The organism is Lacinutrix sp. MEBiC02404, from assembly GCF_053601575.1.
Genome location: NZ_JBSHNV010000182.1, coordinates 32,554 through 48,003, shown reverse-complemented (window position 1 = coordinate 48,003; position 15,450 = coordinate 32,554). Strand labels below are relative to the sequence as shown.

The window sequence follows — 15,450 nt, the reverse complement described above, 5'->3', positions numbered from 1 at the left end:
TTTCAATCTCGATTTATACCATATTAAAGGATATAAACAATTGCAAAAGAAAATAATTACTTTGTATCTTCGTTTTAACAAGAAATCACTAAAACGAATTATTATGAAAAATATCTTAATTACAAGTCTTTTGCTTTTTGCCTTTATCTTTAATTCAAGCGCACAACAAGGAACCGGATTTGGTTTAAAAGCAGGTGTAAATTACAATGCTAACGGAAAGTATGTTGCATCCATTACTTCAAACTCAGAAAATCCAGAAAGAAATGTTGGTTTTCATATTGGGGCTTTTGGTAAAGTAGGAGATAAAATATTTTTTAAACCAGAACTAGTATACACGAAAACAAAAAGTGATTACGATAGTGATGACTTTACTATGCAGAAATTAGATGCACCGCTATTAATTGGTGTTAAGTTTTTAAAGTATTTTAATGCTTTTGGAGGACCATCTTTACAGTACATTTTAGATACAGAATTTGATGGCGTTGCTATTAGCAAGGTGGAAAATGATTTTACGGTAGGTCTAAATTTTGGTTTTGGAGTAAGCTTAAATACAATAGGAATAGATTTAAGATATGAAAGAGGTTTTAGCGAAAACGAGGCTACTTTTGTTGGCAACAACGGTTTAGACGTTAGCCGAATTGATACTAGACCAGACCAACTTATATTAAGTCTTTCTATTTTATTATAATCTAAAATAGATACAACAACAAAAAGCCCACTTTTCTTTTGAAAAAGTGGGCTTTTTTATTTAAGCTGTTTTATGCTTTCTTATTCTGGATATGTATCATCTAAATAATCTGGTGTACCATTACCATTAGAATCTATAGCTCTAAAGGTTTTTAAAGTAAATCTAGCATTACTATTGCTGTAATCTATATCGATAAGCACTTCATCACTAGCTATTTGAGTACTATTATCAAAGAAATATTGCGCGTCTTCTCTTAGTGTAAATGGCATACCAGTATCATCTAAGGTATACGATTTTACTTCGATTTCATTTATAGTATTAATACCATCACCATCATCATCACCATCAAAAAAGTTAGGAGCAGTATCTCCATTTGTGTCGTCATCAAAAACATCCGAATTACCGTTTAAATCTTCTAAAAATGAAGGAATACCATCACTATCGTGATCCATTAAAACACGATCATATACGCTAAATTTAAAAATAAGCGGCGTGTAATTCGTTACATCTTCTAACACTTGGTTAAAATAAGCAAGTCCTGATGGTAAAAAAGCTGCACCAATACCATGATTATGATATGCATCCGTTCCATCTCCAACCGCACTAAAACTAGTAGCTGTTTTAAACTCAATCAAAGCTTCTTTAAAACCGGTAACAACACCTCCATTTGCTACGCTTGTTAATTCAAAATTTGTAGGATTTATTGCGTCATCAAAGACAAGTCCTTCTGTGGTACTTCCTTCATAAGTAACAAATACTTCATCTATAAAGTGTACCTCATCTCCTAGACCTTGTCTAACTTCTAAATAATACATTTTGTAAAACAAACCTTCTTCAGAAGGATCTTCAACCATTTTAAACTTAAGTTCTGGTCTGTCCATTATAGGCGTTTTACTAGTATCCTCTGTAAGTGCTGTAAAAACAATTTCAAAATTATCATTTGCAGTACTACCATATGGTGCCGCAAAATCAAAATCGACATAGTTATAAAAATGCGTTTCTAAAAACGTTTCAATTTCTAATAGATCTTCTCCATACACTTCTGTTCTGTCTCTTAGTGCCACTGTATTTGTACTATCATCATCTGGAGTACAAGATGCTATTACAATTATTAATGAGAATACAATTAATGCAATTTTTCTTAATTTCATTTGTGCGTTTTATTTTTCTTGTTGCAAATGCAAAACCTCTTTTGCTTGTTTATTGGAAAACAAAAAAATAAGGTTATTTCAATATTACTTTTTTTTTGCCTGCAAGATACAATTTTAAACTAATTTTGCACAAGAACATTAACGTAGTTTTTTATAATAAATTGGATGCGAATAGATAAATTTTTGTGGTGTGTAAGATATTTTAAAACAAGAAATATAGCAACAACAGCTTGTAAAAAAGGGCACATTAAAATTAATGGAGATGCTGCAAAACCAAGTAGAGATGTTTATGCTACAGATATTGTTGAAGTACGAAAAAACCAAATCAACTATAAATTAAAAGTTAATGATATACCTCCAAATAGAGTTGGTGCAAAACTGGTAGACATTTACCGAACAGATATAACACCAAAAGAAGCTTTTGAAGCACAAGAACTTTTAAAATATTCTAAAGAGTACTACAGAAAGAGAGGAACAGGAAGACCTACTAAAAAGGACAGAAGAGATATTGAAGATTATAATGAAGAAAATGAAGATTAAAATTATTACATTTAAATAATCTCATTTATCTTTGAAAAAACAACTCTAAATTATGGTTAGCAAAAAAAACAGCATTCTAACGCACGAAGAAATAAATCATAAAATTAAGAGAATTGCTTATCAAATTTATGAAAGCAATGTTAATGAAGAAGAAGTTGTTTTGGCAGGAATAGATAGTAATGGTTATATTTTAGCGAAGAAATTAAAAACAACATTATCTAAAATATCGACAATAAAACCTATTTTATGTAAAGTTATTATAGATAAAAAAAATCCGTTAAGCAAAATCACCACTTCCATTCCAGCCACAGATTACACAAACAAATCTGTTATTTTAATAGATGATGTACTAAATAGTGGTACTACTTTGGTTTATGGTGTTAAACACTTTTTAGATGTACCATTAAAACAATTTAAAACTGCGGTATTGGTAAATAGAAATCATAAGAAGTATCCCGTAAAAGCAGATTTTAAGGGGATTTCGCTTTCTACCTCATTACACGAACATATTGATGTTGTTTTAGAAGGAAATAATTTTGAAGCTTTTCTAAAATAACTGTTCCTGAATAGATTCTAAAACTTCATTTTCTTTTTTATTCGCATCCACAGTAAATTCTGCTTGAGAATAATATGCTAGCCTTTCGAAAAGGTGCTTTCCAACAAACTCCATTAATTCTTCTTTTGTTTTAAGATGTGCTATTAGTGGTCTCTTATCTGTTTCGCGCAACACTCTTTCTACTAAGTTTGGTATGGTAACTTGTAAGTAAAGTGTTTTAATATTAGAATCGTTTAAAAGTAAACTCATGTTATTACCATAACAAGGTGTTCCTCCTCCTAAACTAATTACCGTGTTTGTTTTAGTGGCAACTAGTTGTTTTAAATAATCATGTTCTTTTTTCCGAAAATAGATTTCTCCTTTGCTCGAAAACAATTCCTTAATGGTTGCATTTTCTTCTTTTTCTATAAAATTATCTAAATCTAGAAACTCATATTCCAAAATATCTGCTATTTTCTTCCCAAAATAGGATTTTCCAGAGGCCATATACCCAAGTAAAACTATTATCATATTGACGTTATAAATTGATTATTAAAAACATACATAATTGCTTTGCAAAAAAACAAAAAAAAAATAAAAAAAATTAATTAAAAGCATTGTTTTATTAATAAAACCTTCTATATTTGCACCCTCGTTACAGCGAGCCAAAATGACCTGGTAGCTCAGTTGGTAGAGCATCTCCCTTTTAAGGAGAGGGTCCTGGGTTCGAGCCCCAGCCCGGTCACTAAAAAAGTTAAGCAAGTGCTTAGCTTTTTTTTTATGTATTTCGCTTTTTTAATTTTTCGCATGTCGCGGAATTGGTAGACGCACTACCACCTAAAAAGTATTGTTTTATTAATAAAACTTTCTATATTTGCAACTTCGTTACGGCGAAACAAGAATGACCTGGTAGCTCAGTTGGTAGAGCATCTCCCTTTTAAGGAGAGGGTCCTGGGTTCGAGCCCCAGCCCGGTCACCAATCGGAATATATTCCGAAACGTAAACCTTGATAATCTTATGATTGTCAAGGTTTTTTCATTTTAGAACATCTTATTGCCTAGCCCATCGCAATCTATAAAGAGCTCCATAACCAACACGCTAACAAATCATCTAATAACTAAAAACGTATTGAGCTAATCTATTGCTGTTTTTCAACAAAATAGCGTTGTGTTTTTCTTTCATATACGTTCCTTTAGATTTTAATATCGGTGTTCCTTTCTTGTTCTATTAGTCTATTCCTCTGGTGTAATTCTAAATTATAGGATCCCTTCCTACTTCTCTAAAGCTTCTTAAGCTATTACTTCCGGATAACATAAATAACAACAATACATGTAACCATGTGGTCACATGTATTCATAAAAACCTTATATTGGTAAAATAAAGAAGATGTAATCGTAAAAACACTTCCGTATTAAAGGAAACAAATCACAACAATTAACCTAGTATTACTAAGAAATTTTATGGAACCTACTTTTTTAGAAGCAAATAATAATTTTGATTATACCTCAGACGTTATAAGGAACTTAATAGAAAAGATCCATAATGGCGATTCACAAATCTCTTCCTTTGATTTTACGCTAAACGCGTATTATTACATACGAGATACTTGGCCATATAATCCATATCGATTCAGTTTAATTGAAAAAGATTGGAAAGCATCCGAAATTTGCACACGTACTTCCGGACATTGCCTAGATAAAGCGATCCTTTTAATAAGTGTTTTACGTGCTAAAAACATACCTGCACGTTTAGGTTTGGCGAAAGTAAAAAATCATATTGCTGTGGAAGATATTGTTGAAAAGTTTGGCAATGATGTATTGGTACCACATGGTTATGTTGAAATATTCTTAAACGATAAATGGGTAAAAGCAACTCCGGCTTTTAATAAAACACTATGTGAAAAATTAAATGTAGCTCCCTTAGACTTTGACGGCGTAAACGATTCTCTATTTCAACCTTTCGATAATTCGGGTAATACGGCGTTTATGGAATATTTAGAAGATTATGGAACCTTTGACCACGTACCGCTTTTATATATGTTCGATTTAATGAAGGAAACCTATCCTGCTTTACACTCCAATAATATTGAATTAGGAATGGTATTAAACCTAAAGGAGTTATAATGAAAAAAGATAGAACTGCGACCGAAGCAAAAATATATGAAAGTTTTTTAAGTCTTTTGGAAGAAAAAGGACCACAAGCAGTTGGCATCAATGCCATTGCAAAAAAGGCTGGTGTTTCTAAAGAACTTATTTACCGTTATTTTGGTGGTATCCAAGGATTACTTCTACATTTAGCCCAAAAAGGCGATTTTTTCCAATCGTTATTAACCCTTCAAAATAATGATTTAGATACAGTTGCTAGCGTTAAGGAATTTGCTAAAGCAGGTACAAAAGAGCTTCGTGAAAACAAACTAACACAAGAGATATTACGTTGGCAATTGTTAGAAAACAATGATGCAACTCGTGAGTTATTCAAGTTTAGTAATCAACAAATGGATAAAGTATTCTCCATTTCAGATAAAAATAGCTCGCTTAATCATGCGCTTCAACTAATGATTGGTGGCTATGTCTATCTTACGCTCTTATCTAAATTCAATAAAACTTTTATTACTACGGATTTAACCGCTCCAGATTCTTGGGATAATTTTGATAAAGCGCTAGAAAAAACAATTGATTTATTTAACAAATAGTTTTTTGCCATCGCAAAGAAGCTATTCCTAATACTTTCCAAAATTATTTGTTTTCAAACACTTTTAAAATTTCAAATGATTTATATTTGTCCTTGGATATAGATACTATCTAATACGTTTCATGGTTAAGCTATACTGCTTAACTTTTTTTATATTAAATAGTAATGCGCACGTGGCGGAATTGGTAGACGCGCCAGCTTGAGGGGTTGGTGGACATTAGTTCGTGGAAGTTCGAATCTTCTCGTGCGCACAAATTTAATCCTTGTTTTCCTTACCGTATGAGGATTTCAAGGATTCCATCTTTAACACCTTTCTATTTTAGTAAATCATCCAGTATTTCTCTAACTTTTTCGCTATTCCAATTTGCAGCACCTTCCTTATCTATTATTATTTCCCCTTCCTTATTGATCAGAAATGTTCTAGGAATACTAGATATTTCAAATTCTGAAGAAATACTCAAAGGCGTATACACATTAAAAGAATAGTTGTTTTTCGATACAAAGCTATTGATGACTTCCTTTTTTTCATTGGACACAAATAGAAACACCATCTTATCTTTATAAGCATCATGCAACTTTTGAAGGTTAGGCATTTCAGCAATACAAGGCGGACACCAAGTAGCCCAAAAATTGATTAAAACGACTTTGCCTTTAAAATCGTTAAAGTCCACAACATTCCCTTTTGCGTCTTGTAATTGCCAACTCGTATAGTTTATAAATACGGTATCCTCTTCTGCTTCTACCGAAGGACTAAACAAAGCCAATCCTTTATGCAACATTACTTGAATAGGTTTTCTTGTTTGCGGAAGTATCATTAGAACAATGATTACAAAAAAGAGTATATTTTTAAGTTTTAATTTATTCATATTATAAAAAAAATGAAGCGTTATTTATAAGTAAACAACGCTTCAAATCTAACAAAAAACAAGGATTAAACCTTTAATATTTTTATCTAGTTACCGATCCTGAAAGAGAAACTACAGGTCCTGCTCCCATTGCAATTGCGGTATGGTTCATTGCGTCTGCAGGAACCATGTGTGCTAATGGTTTTAATGTAAATGGTGCTGCACTGTTATCTGGGCTAGGCTCTACAGAAACAACTATTGTTGCTCCTTTTAAGTCTGTAGGAAACGTCATTCCTGCTGGTGCATTTTGTAAAAAGTCTTCTCCTGGATATCCTGGACCATTTCCAGTATCTCCTTTAAATGGAGAAGTAGCTGCGTTGTCATCTGCCATTGCAGCATCTGTAAAAGTTCCTGTACTTACTGGAGTTCCATTAATTACAGCCCAACCTTCATATTTCCATCCATCTGCAAGTGTTGGTAAGTCTAAACCAGTTACTGCTGTTCCTGAAGTATTATCTAAAAACCAAACACCGCTAGCTTCATTAGTATCATCCATATCTGTAGGCGTTGCTAAAATGTAGGTTCCTGTTGCTGCAGAAAAATCTGCTACTAAATTAGAATTTACATTTGCCGAACTTCCTGAAAAATCTCCAGCTAAAATTTTTGTCGCTGCTGGTGCAGGATCAGGATCTACTGCTGGCTCAATAGACAATACAAATGTAGTTGCCGCTGTTAATTGTGTAGCATCTACAGTAAAGGTCTTTGGAAAACTTACGTCTGTAAAAGTTCCTGTAGAAACCGGAGAACCGTCTACAATAATCCATCCTTCATAAACGAAATCGGATCCTAATGTTTCTAAACCTGCAAGGTTTAATGTTAAATCTGCTGTTGAAGGAGTGCTGTTGTTATCATCATCACTACTGCAAGAAGTGGCAAAAATCCCTAATGCCATCACTGCTAAAATTGTTTTCTTAATCATTGCTATATAATTTTTATTATTTATAGGTCAAAATTACATACCAAAACAACAATAAAATGTTAGCTAGCTAACACTACGCACTTTTTTTATACATTCTTATTTCTTTTCTATTGAAATCTAACACTTTTTCTTCTTTTAATTCATTTAAAAGAATATTCAATGTAGGTCTTGAAGTGCCTATTAACGAAGCAATATCTTTTTGGGTGTAGGGATGTTTAATGACATGATCTCCTGTTTTAGGACAGTTATAACCATATTCATCACATAATTCATTTAAAAATTCTTTTAAACGCGATTTGGTATCTTTAAATAAAAGTAGCTGTAGTCTTCGTTCTAATTTCTGAAATTTAAATCCGATAAACTTATATATTTTAAAACTAAAGGTTTGATTGTCTCGCATTAAATCATGCATGGTATCTACACCAATGGGACAAATGGAAGTTAGATTATCTACCGATTGTGCAAATTCTTTTCTAGTGATTTGACCTAAAATGGCTTTTTCTCCAAATAATTCCCCACGAGTTAAAATAGCTTTGACTACCTCTTCTCCATCTTCATTGTAGTAACCAATCTTTACTTTTCCTTTTTCAATGAGATATACTTTATTGGCGGAATCTTCTTCAAAATAAATATAATCCTTCTTCTTATAAGCATCAAAATTATGATCTTTCTTATAGGTTTTGAATTTATGAGGACATAGTACTTTAAAGAGATTTACATCATCAAAAAACCAAAGTGAGTTCATATTATTTTATTTAAAGGATTTGATTAACAGTCGGGTTTTGGCATAAAAACTTACAAATACCCCAAAAAAAACTCCTAAATTACTTTAGGAGTTTTAATACACGTATCGTATTTAAAAAAACACGTTAAGAGTTATTTTCTTTCTTAATTAAATTTAATGCAGAACCTTCATTGTACCAATCAATTTGTGGTTGGTTATAGGTGTGATCCAACATCACCATATCTTTAGATCCATCTGCGTGAACAACTTCTAATGTTAATTGTTTTCCTGGTGCAAATGCATTTAAATCTGTAAAGTTGAATGTATCATCTTCTTGAATTAAATCATAATCTGCTTCGTTAGCAAATGTCAATCCTAACATCCCTTGTTTTTTAAGGTTTGTTTCATGAATTCTTGCAAAAGATTTCACAATAACTGCGGCAACACCTAAGTGTCTTGGTTCCATAGCAGCATGCTCACGAGAAGAACCTTCTCCGTAATTATGATCTCCTACTACAATCGTTTTAATACCAGCAGCTTTATATGCTCTTGCTACATCTGGAACGCCACCAAAATCACCAGTTAATTGATTTTTAACAAAGTTAGTTTTCTTACCAAACGCATTTACAGCACCAATTAAACAGTTGTTCGAAATATTATCTAAATGCCCTCTAAAACGCAACCAAGGTCCAGCCATAGAAATATGATCTGTAGTACATTTACCAAAAGCTTTAATTAATAGTTTCGCACCATCAATGGTATTTCCTAAAGGTGTAAATGGAGTAAGCAATTGTAAACGCTCTGAAGTTGGGCTTACCGTAACTTCAATTCCACTACCATCTGCCACTGGTTCAACAAAACCTGCATCTTCTACTGCAAATCCTTTTGGAGGTAATTCCCATCCTGTTGGCTCATCGAACATTACTTCTTGACCTTCTTCGTTAATTAATTTATCTGTTAACGGATTAAAATCTAATCTACCTGCAATAGCAATAGCTGCGGTTATTTCTGGAGAAGCCACAAAAGCGTGCGTGTTTGGATTACCATCGGCACGTTTCGCAAAGTTTCTATTAAACGAGTGTACAATACTATTTTTTGGTGCGTTTTTAGGATCGCTATATCTCGCCCATTGCCCAATACATGGTCCGCAAGCATTCGTAAATATCTTAGCGTCTAATTTTTCAAAGATTCCTAAAATACCATCTCTAGCAGCTGTATAACGTACTTGTTCGGATCCTGGGTTAATACCAAGTTCCGCTTTCATTTTTAACCCTTTATCTAAAGCTTGTTGCGCGATAGAAGATGCTCTGGATAAATCTTCGTAAGAAGAGTTAGTACAAGAACCTATTAAACCCCATTCTACTTGTAAAGGCCAATCATTCGCTTTCGCTTTTTCATTCATTGTTTTACCAACTGGCGTGGATAAATCTGGAGTAAAAGGTCCGTTTAATAATGGTCCTAATTCCGATAAGTTAATTTCAATAACTTGATCAAAGTATTGTTCTGGATTTGCATACACTTCTGCATCTCCTGTTAAATATTCTTTCACTTCATTTGCTGCATCTGCAACATCTGCTCTATCGGTAGCACGTAAATAACGTTCCATAGAGGCATCATAACCAAATGTAGATGTGGTAGCTCCTATTTCTGCTCCCATGTTACAAATCGTTCCTTTTCCTGTACAAGACATAGAGATCGCTCCTGGTCCGAAATATTCTACAATTGCACCTGTTCCTCCTTTTGCTGAAACAATACCTGCAACTTTTAAAATCACATCTTTAGGTGCTGTCCATCCCGAAAGCTTTCCGGTTAACTTCACTCCTATTAACTTAGGGAATTTAAGTTCCCAAGCCATTCCTGCCATAACATCTACAGCATCTGCTCCACCAACACCAATAGCAACCATACCTAATCCACCTGCATTTACGGTATGTGAATCGGTACCAATCATCATTCCTCCTGGAAATGCATAATTTTCAAGCACTACTTGATGAATAATACCTGCTCCTGGTTTCCAAAAACCGATTCCGTACTTATTAGAAACGGAAGCTAAAAAATCAAACACTTCACTACTTACCGAGTTTGCGTGTTTTAAATCTGTTGTTGCTCCGTCTTTCGCTTGTATTAGGTGATCACAATGTACCGTAGTTGGCACTGCTACTTGTGGTTTACCTGCTTGCATAAATTGCAATAAAGCCATTTGTGCAGTGGCATCTTGACAAGCAATACGATCTGGCGCAAAGTCTACATAATCTTTTCCTCTAGTGAATGCCTTTGTAGGACTTCCATCCCAAAGGTGATTATATAATATTTTTTCTGAAAGTGTTAACGGCTTACCAACAACTTCACGTGCTTTATCTACACGTTCTGCCATTTGAGCATAAACCTTCTTGATCATATCAATATCGAATGCCATAGTATTTTGTTTTTAATTTTATCCTACTAAGATACAAAATGTAGCATGACTTTAAAAACAGAATTAACATATAAATAATGATACTAAAATAAGTTTTTTCTATGCAGAAATTGTGCGAAATAGGAATAGTTAAATTTTTCCTTTCTGGGAAGCTTTAAAACAGAAAAAATCAAGATTTAATATTTTGGATTTGGATTGTCTTTTTATTAAAATAAATTCTAAAAACATCCTTAATGAGCTACACTTGGTATCGTTAAAGGGACATTACTCGGACGCTAGAATTAGTGCGTTAAGGATTTTATATTTCCATAACTATAAATACTCTTTTACCCTATTTTATATTTTAAAAAAAAAATCTAAAAACACCCCTAAAGTCCCTTCAAGGGGACATTACTCATACTCTAGAATTAGTACGTTAGGGATTACTCATTTATTCTATTTTATTAAATAGGTATTCGTGAGTGTTTCACAATTGCACCGGCATCCTTTTTTTATATCTCAAAATAAATAATATGGAACTAAAAGTATACAGATTTCTTTGTTGTTCACTTCTTGCAAAGACATTAAAAAAAAGATATAGCCCTTCGCCTGCACTCCGGATAAATTACAAGCCCGACCCTTGTGGTAACGCCCACATTATTTTTCTTTCCAAACGAACTAGAACGCATAAAAAAATCCCAAGCCTAAGACTCGGGATTTTGAATTATTATAATGCAATCTGTTGCTTATCGCACTAATTGTTTTGTAGAAGGCTTGAATTTTGTTAAAACAATTCCATCTACAGCAGCTTCATATTCTGCCATAGTAGGCGTTCTTCCTAAAATTGTAGATAAAACTACAACTGGCGTAGAAGACAATAAAGACTCTCCTTTTTTCTCTCCAGAATCTTTTACAACTCTACCTTGGAATAAACGTGTGGAAGTTGCCATTACGGTATCTCCTGGTGCCGCTTTTTCTTGGTTACCCATACATAGGTTACATCCTGGACGCTCTAAGTATAACATGTTTTCGTATCCGGTACGTGCTTCTCCTTTAGGTGCATTGTCATCGAACTCGAAACCGGAGTATCTTACTAATACTTCCCAGTCGCCTTCTGCTTTCAACTCATCCACAATATTATAAGTAGGAGGTGCAACTATTAAAGGAGCTTTAAATTCCACTTTACCATATTGCGCTTCCACATTTTTCAACATTTGCGCTAATATTTTCATATCTCCTTTATGCACCATACAAGAACCTACGAATCCTAAATCTACTTTTTTAGTTCCTCCATAGTAAGATAACGGTCTAATATTATCATGTGTATAACGTTTAGAAACATCATCATTATTTACATCTGGATCCGCAATCATTGGTTCCACAATTTGATCTAAATCAATAATAACTTCTGCATGATATTTTGCGTTAGCATCTGGTCTTAAAGAAGGTTTCATACCCGTTTTAAGCTCTATGATTCTAGTTTCCGCTTTATCAACTAAACCTTTAAGTACTTGTTTAGCATTGTCCATTCCTTTTTCAATCATGATCTGGATACGACCTTTTGCAATCTCTAAAGATTCAATTAAGGTATCATCTTCAGAAATACAAATAGATGCTTTTGCTTTCATCTCTGCTGTCCAATCTGTAAATGTAAAAGCTTCATCTGCAGTAAGTGTTCCAATGTGCACTTCAATAACACGACCTTGGAATACGTTTTCACCACCAAATTGCTTTAACATTTGTTGTTGTGTTGCGTGCACCACATCACGGAAATCCATATACGATTTCATTTCTCCTTTAAAAGTAACTTTTACAGATTCTGGAATTGGCATAGAAGCTTCACCTGTAGCTAAAGCTAATGCAACGGTTCCTGAATCTGCACCAAAAGCAACACCTTTAGACATACGTGTATGTGAATCTCCACCAATAATGATATCCCAATCTCCTACGGTAATATCATTTAATACTTTATGAATAACATCTGTCATTGGGAAATATTTCCCTTTAGGATCACGACCAGTAATTAAACCAAAATCGTTCATGAAGCGCATTAATCTAGGAATATTCGCTTTAGATTTATCATCCCAAACCGAAGCGGTATGACAACCAGATTGGTACGCACCATCTACAATTGGAGAAATAACGGTAGCAGCCATCATCTCTAATTCTTGAGAAGTCATTAAACCTGTAGTGTCTTGAGAACCTACAATGTTAACCTCTGCACGAACGTAAGAACCAGCATGTAAAGTTGCTCCTGAAGTTCCTACTGCATTTTTATTAAATATTTTTTCTACTGCTGTTAAACCTTGACCTTCAATAGTCACTTCTTTAGAAGTGGCATATACTTGAGGAGCTTCAATACCTAAGGTTTTTGCCGCAAATGTTTGTAATTTTTTACCAAAAACAACAGCATAAGAACCGCCTGCTTTCATAAACTCCATTTTTTGTGGTGTAAATGCTGCAGAAATATCTTTCAATTCTTTATCGCCGTTATATAATTTTTTTTCTTTTGTATTTATGGTAAGAATTGTACCTGTATCTACAGAATACATTTCTTTTAATATTGGTTCCCCATCTTCATCACGAATCGTATTTCCTTCTGCATCTTTTTGCTGTACCCAGTTTTTAAGATCTAAACCAATACCTCCTGTTACACCAACTGTTGTTAAGAAAATTGGAGCAATACCATTAGTCCCTGCAATTACTGGAGCGAAATTAATAAATGGTACATATTGACTAAAAGGAACACCTGTCCATAAAGCCACATTATTTACACCAGACATTCTAGAAGAACCAACTCCCATGGTTCCTTTTTCTGCAATTAGCATAACACGCTTATCTGGATGTTGTTCTTTTAAAGCTAATAATTCCTTTTGCATTTCTTTATTATGCTCGAACATACATTGCCCATGTAATTCACGATCGGATCTGGAGTGCGCGTCTCCTCCTGGAGATAATAAATCGGTTGAAATATCACCAACTCCGGCAACATAAGTAACTACGTCTATTGTTTCGTCTAGCTCTGGAAGCTTTGTAAAAAACTCTGCCTTAGCATAACTTTCTATAATGTCTTTTGCTATTTCACTACCATTTTTGAATGCATCTTCTAAACGCGTAGTATCTGCTTCGTATAAGAAAACTTGTGTTTTTAAAACGGCTGCAGCTTCTTTTGCGATAGCAGCATCTGCTCCTAAAGCTAAGTCTAATAATACTTCGACGGAAGGTCCACCTTTCATGTGAGACAATTGCTCTAAAGCAAACGTAGGTGTAATTTCTTGGACTACAGATTCTCCTAAAATGATTTCTTTTAGAAACTTTGCTTTAACACCTGCAGCACTTGTGGTACCTGGTAAAACATTATAGATAAAAAAGTTTAGAGATTCTTCTCTGTCTGCATTATCGACATCTTTAATTTGAGTAATGATTTCGCTAAGTAATTCAGCTCCATCTATTGGCTTTGGATGAAGTCCTAATTCTTTACGGTCTTCAATCTCTTTAATGTAATCTTTATACGTGTTCATATAACTAGAATAATTCTTTTCAATCTTAATTAAATGGAATTTTATTTTGAGAAAATGTCATGATATTTCCAACAGATTCACCTATTTCATCAATATCTTTAACTATATCCATGACAAAACCATATTCCTTAAGATTTAGGGTTGATTGTTTTTTTTAATATCAAGCGAAATTACAAAATTTAGAAGAGTTTAAAAAATATTTAAAGATATGGGAGAATGATTAAATATAATCCAATAAAAGCACCCATTTAGGATATAGGATTGCGAATATGATAATCTGTGAGGTAAAAAATAGTAAATTAATAAATGAAACTAAAAATAATGCTAAACAAACTATTTACAACGATTCTAAATTAATATACAAGGTAAAGTTTTAGAAGGAAAGCAGGTAATATGGCACTATAAAAGAGTTATTAAATAGCATATATTAAAACAAGCTTTTAATTATTTGCTCTTCAGAGATCCCTTCTGCTTCCGCTTTATAATTTTTTATAATTCGATGACGTAAAATACTGGTAGCTACGGCTTGAACGTCTTCCATATCTGGAGAAAATTTACCATTTATAACGGCATGTGTTTTTGCTGCTAATATTAAGTTTTGAGAAGCTCTTGGTCCGGCTCCCCAATCGATATAATTTTTCACTAAATCTGCTGCTGTATCACTATTTGGTCTAGTTTTAGCCACCATTTTTACCGCATATTCTATGACATTATCTGCAACTGGAATACGACGAATAAGCTTTTGAAAACCAATAATTTCTTCCGAAGAGAACAAAGTATTCACTTTTACTTTCACATCCGACGTTGTCGCTTTTACCACTTGAACTTCCTCTTCAAAAGATGGATAGTCCAAATGTATAGCAAACATAAATCTATCTAATTGTGCTTCTGGTAACGGGTATGTTCCTTCTTGCTCAATAGGGTTTTGTGTAGCTAAAACAAAATATGGCAAACTTAATTTATAATGGTGTCCAGAAACGGTAACTGCTCTTTCTTGCATTGCTTCTAAAAGCGCTGCTTGTGTTTTTGGTGGTGTTCTATTGATTTCATCTGCTAAAATAATATTAGCAAATATTGGTCCTTTTATGAACTTGAAGTTTCTGTTTTCGTCTAGAATTTCACTACCTAATATATCGCTAGGCATTAAATCTGGTGTAAACTGTATTCTTTTAAAATCTAATCCTAACGTTTGTGCAATTGTATTTACCATTAGCGTTTTTGCCAAACCTGGTACACCAATTAGAAGCGCATGTCCTCCTGAAAATATAGCTGTCAGGATTTGGTTAACGACTTCATCTTGCCCTACAATGACTTTGGCAATCTCTTGTCTTAAGTCTTTATATTTCTTTACAAATTGTTCTACAGCTGCTACGTCAGACAT

The 15,450-nt window shown here is 33.5% G+C and carries 13 protein-coding genes and 3 tRNA genes; 8 read left to right on the top strand and 8 right to left on the bottom strand.

Annotation, left to right across the window (positions count from 1 at the left end; genetic code table 11):
- The first annotated feature begins 103 nt into the window (after nucleotides 1–103).
- The gene (locus ACVCXO_RS10285; RefSeq protein ID WP_452229508.1) at nucleotides 104–688 is read left to right on the top strand and encodes an outer membrane beta-barrel protein; all 585 of its coding nucleotides are present in this window, start codon (nucleotides 104–106) and stop codon (nucleotides 686–688) included.
- Nucleotides 689–768: 80 nt separating this feature from the next.
- Here the strand turns inward: ACVCXO_RS10285 and ACVCXO_RS10280 are convergent, their stop codons facing one another.
- Nucleotides 769–1,839, bottom strand: a complete 1,071-nt coding sequence (locus ACVCXO_RS10280) for an FKBP-type peptidyl-prolyl cis-trans isomerase (protein WP_452229507.1) — start codon at nucleotides 1,837–1,839, stop codon at nucleotides 769–771.
- A 165-nt stretch (nucleotides 1,840–2,004) separates the two neighbouring features.
- Here ACVCXO_RS10280 and ACVCXO_RS10275 point away from each other — a divergent pair, with 165 nt between their 5' ends.
- Together ACVCXO_RS10275 and ACVCXO_RS10270 are read left to right on the top strand one after the other, a co-directional pair.
- Nucleotides 2,005–2,379 (top strand): RNA-binding S4 domain-containing protein, encoded by a 375-nt coding sequence (locus ACVCXO_RS10275; RefSeq protein WP_452229506.1) that lies wholly within the window; start codon nucleotides 2,005–2,007, stop codon nucleotides 2,377–2,379.
- 52 nt (nucleotides 2,380–2,431) lie between these two features.
- Nucleotides 2,432–2,935, top strand: a complete 504-nt coding sequence (locus tag ACVCXO_RS10270; protein ID WP_452229505.1) for a phosphoribosyltransferase family protein — start codon at nucleotides 2,432–2,434, stop codon at nucleotides 2,933–2,935.
- Here the strand turns inward: ACVCXO_RS10270 and ACVCXO_RS10265 are convergent.
- On the bottom strand, nucleotides 2,927–3,445 hold the full coding sequence (locus ACVCXO_RS10265; RefSeq protein ID WP_452229504.1) for a shikimate kinase: 519 nt from the start codon (nucleotides 3,443–3,445) through the stop codon (nucleotides 2,927–2,929). The two genes, ACVCXO_RS10270 and ACVCXO_RS10265, sit on opposite strands and share 9 nt — an antisense overlap.
- 141 nt (nucleotides 3,446–3,586) lie before the next feature.
- Between ACVCXO_RS10265 and ACVCXO_RS10260 the strand changes: the two genes are divergently transcribed.
- The 5 genes from ACVCXO_RS10260 to ACVCXO_RS10240 all read left to right on the top strand — a co-directional run bounded on the left by ACVCXO_RS10260 (nucleotide 3,587) and on the right by ACVCXO_RS10240 (nucleotide 5,856).
- Nucleotides 3,587–3,659: transfer RNA gene (locus ACVCXO_RS10260), tRNA-Lys, on the top strand.
- A gap of 158 nt (nucleotides 3,660–3,817) precedes the next feature.
- Nucleotides 3,818–3,893 (top strand) — tRNA-Lys (locus ACVCXO_RS10255).
- Between the two features lie 481 nt (nucleotides 3,894–4,374).
- Nucleotides 4,375–5,037: a transglutaminase-like domain-containing protein gene (locus ACVCXO_RS10250; protein WP_452229503.1), complete on the top strand. Its 663-nt coding sequence runs from the start codon at nucleotides 4,375–4,377 to the stop codon at nucleotides 5,035–5,037.
- On the top strand, nucleotides 5,037–5,606 hold the full coding sequence (locus tag ACVCXO_RS10245; protein ID WP_452229502.1) for a TetR/AcrR family transcriptional regulator: 570 nt from the start codon (nucleotides 5,037–5,039) through the stop codon (nucleotides 5,604–5,606). Before ACVCXO_RS10250 ends, ACVCXO_RS10245 begins: the two co-directional genes overlap by 1 nt.
- Nucleotides 5,607–5,772: 166 nt before the next feature.
- Nucleotides 5,773–5,856: transfer RNA gene (locus ACVCXO_RS10240), tRNA-Leu, on the top strand.
- 63 nt (nucleotides 5,857–5,919) lie between these two features.
- On the opposite strand, the gene ACVCXO_RS10235 is transcribed toward ACVCXO_RS10240, so the two are convergent.
- The 6 genes from ACVCXO_RS10235 to ACVCXO_RS10210 form a co-directional block, all read right to left on the bottom strand.
- Nucleotides 5,920–6,471: a redoxin family protein gene (locus tag ACVCXO_RS10235; RefSeq protein ID WP_452229501.1), complete on the bottom strand. Its 552-nt coding sequence runs from the start codon at nucleotides 6,469–6,471 to the stop codon at nucleotides 5,920–5,922.
- 82 nt (nucleotides 6,472–6,553) lie between these two features.
- Nucleotides 6,554–7,429, bottom strand: a complete 876-nt coding sequence (locus tag ACVCXO_RS10230; protein WP_452229500.1) for an anti-sigma factor — start codon at nucleotides 7,427–7,429, stop codon at nucleotides 6,554–6,556.
- 73 nt (nucleotides 7,430–7,502) lie between these two features.
- Nucleotides 7,503–8,174, bottom strand: a complete 672-nt coding sequence (locus tag ACVCXO_RS10225; protein WP_452229499.1) for a Crp/Fnr family transcriptional regulator — start codon at nucleotides 8,172–8,174, stop codon at nucleotides 7,503–7,505.
- Between the two features lie 124 nt (nucleotides 8,175–8,298).
- Entirely contained in the window at nucleotides 8,299–10,569 is a 2,271-nt protein-coding gene (locus tag ACVCXO_RS10220) for an aconitate hydratase (protein ID WP_452229498.1), read from the bottom strand.
- A 725-nt stretch (nucleotides 10,570–11,294) separates the two neighbouring features.
- Nucleotides 11,295–14,069 (bottom strand): bifunctional aconitate hydratase 2/2-methylisocitrate dehydratase, encoded by a 2,775-nt coding sequence (locus tag ACVCXO_RS10215; protein WP_452229497.1) that lies wholly within the window; start codon nucleotides 14,067–14,069, stop codon nucleotides 11,295–11,297.
- 427 nt (nucleotides 14,070–14,496) lie between these two features.
- Entirely contained in the window at nucleotides 14,497–15,450 is a 954-nt protein-coding gene (locus ACVCXO_RS10210) for an AAA family ATPase (RefSeq protein ID WP_452229496.1), read from the bottom strand.

Bases quoted from the DNA above. Each gene is read 5' to 3' on its own strand.
- ACVCXO_RS10285 (WP_452229508.1), top strand. From the start codon at position 104: ATGAAAAATATCTTAATTACAAGTCTTTTGCTTTTTGCCTTTATCTTT.
- ACVCXO_RS10280 (WP_452229507.1), bottom strand. From the start codon at position 1,839: ATGAAATTAAGAAAAATTGCATTAATTGTATTCTCATTAATAATTGTA.
- ACVCXO_RS10275 (WP_452229506.1), top strand. From the start codon at position 2,005: ATGCGAATAGATAAATTTTTGTGGTGTGTAAGATATTTTAAAACAAGA.
- ACVCXO_RS10270 (WP_452229505.1), top strand. From the start codon at position 2,432: ATGGTTAGCAAAAAAAACAGCATTCTAACGCACGAAGAAATAAATCAT.
- ACVCXO_RS10265 (WP_452229504.1), bottom strand. From the start codon at position 3,445: ATGATAATAGTTTTACTTGGGTATATGGCCTCTGGAAAATCCTATTTT.
- ACVCXO_RS10250 (WP_452229503.1), top strand. From the start codon at position 4,375: ATGGAACCTACTTTTTTAGAAGCAAATAATAATTTTGATTATACCTCA.
- ACVCXO_RS10245 (WP_452229502.1), top strand. From the start codon at position 5,037: ATGAAAAAAGATAGAACTGCGACCGAAGCAAAAATATATGAAAGTTTT.
- ACVCXO_RS10235 (WP_452229501.1), bottom strand. From the start codon at position 6,471: ATGAATAAATTAAAACTTAAAAATATACTCTTTTTTGTAATCATTGTT.
- ACVCXO_RS10230 (WP_452229500.1), bottom strand. From the start codon at position 7,429: ATGATTAAGAAAACAATTTTAGCAGTGATGGCATTAGGGATTTTTGCC.
- ACVCXO_RS10225 (WP_452229499.1), bottom strand. From the start codon at position 8,174: ATGAACTCACTTTGGTTTTTTGATGATGTAAATCTCTTTAAAGTACTA.
- ACVCXO_RS10220 (WP_452229498.1), bottom strand. From the start codon at position 10,569: ATGGCATTCGATATTGATATGATCAAGAAGGTTTATGCTCAAATGGCA.
- ACVCXO_RS10215 (WP_452229497.1), bottom strand. From the start codon at position 14,069: ATGAACACGTATAAAGATTACATTAAAGAGATTGAAGACCGTAAAGAA.
- ACVCXO_RS10210 (WP_452229496.1), bottom strand. From the start codon at position 15,450: ATGTCTGACGTAGCAGCTGTAGAACAATTTGTAAAGAAATATAAAGAC.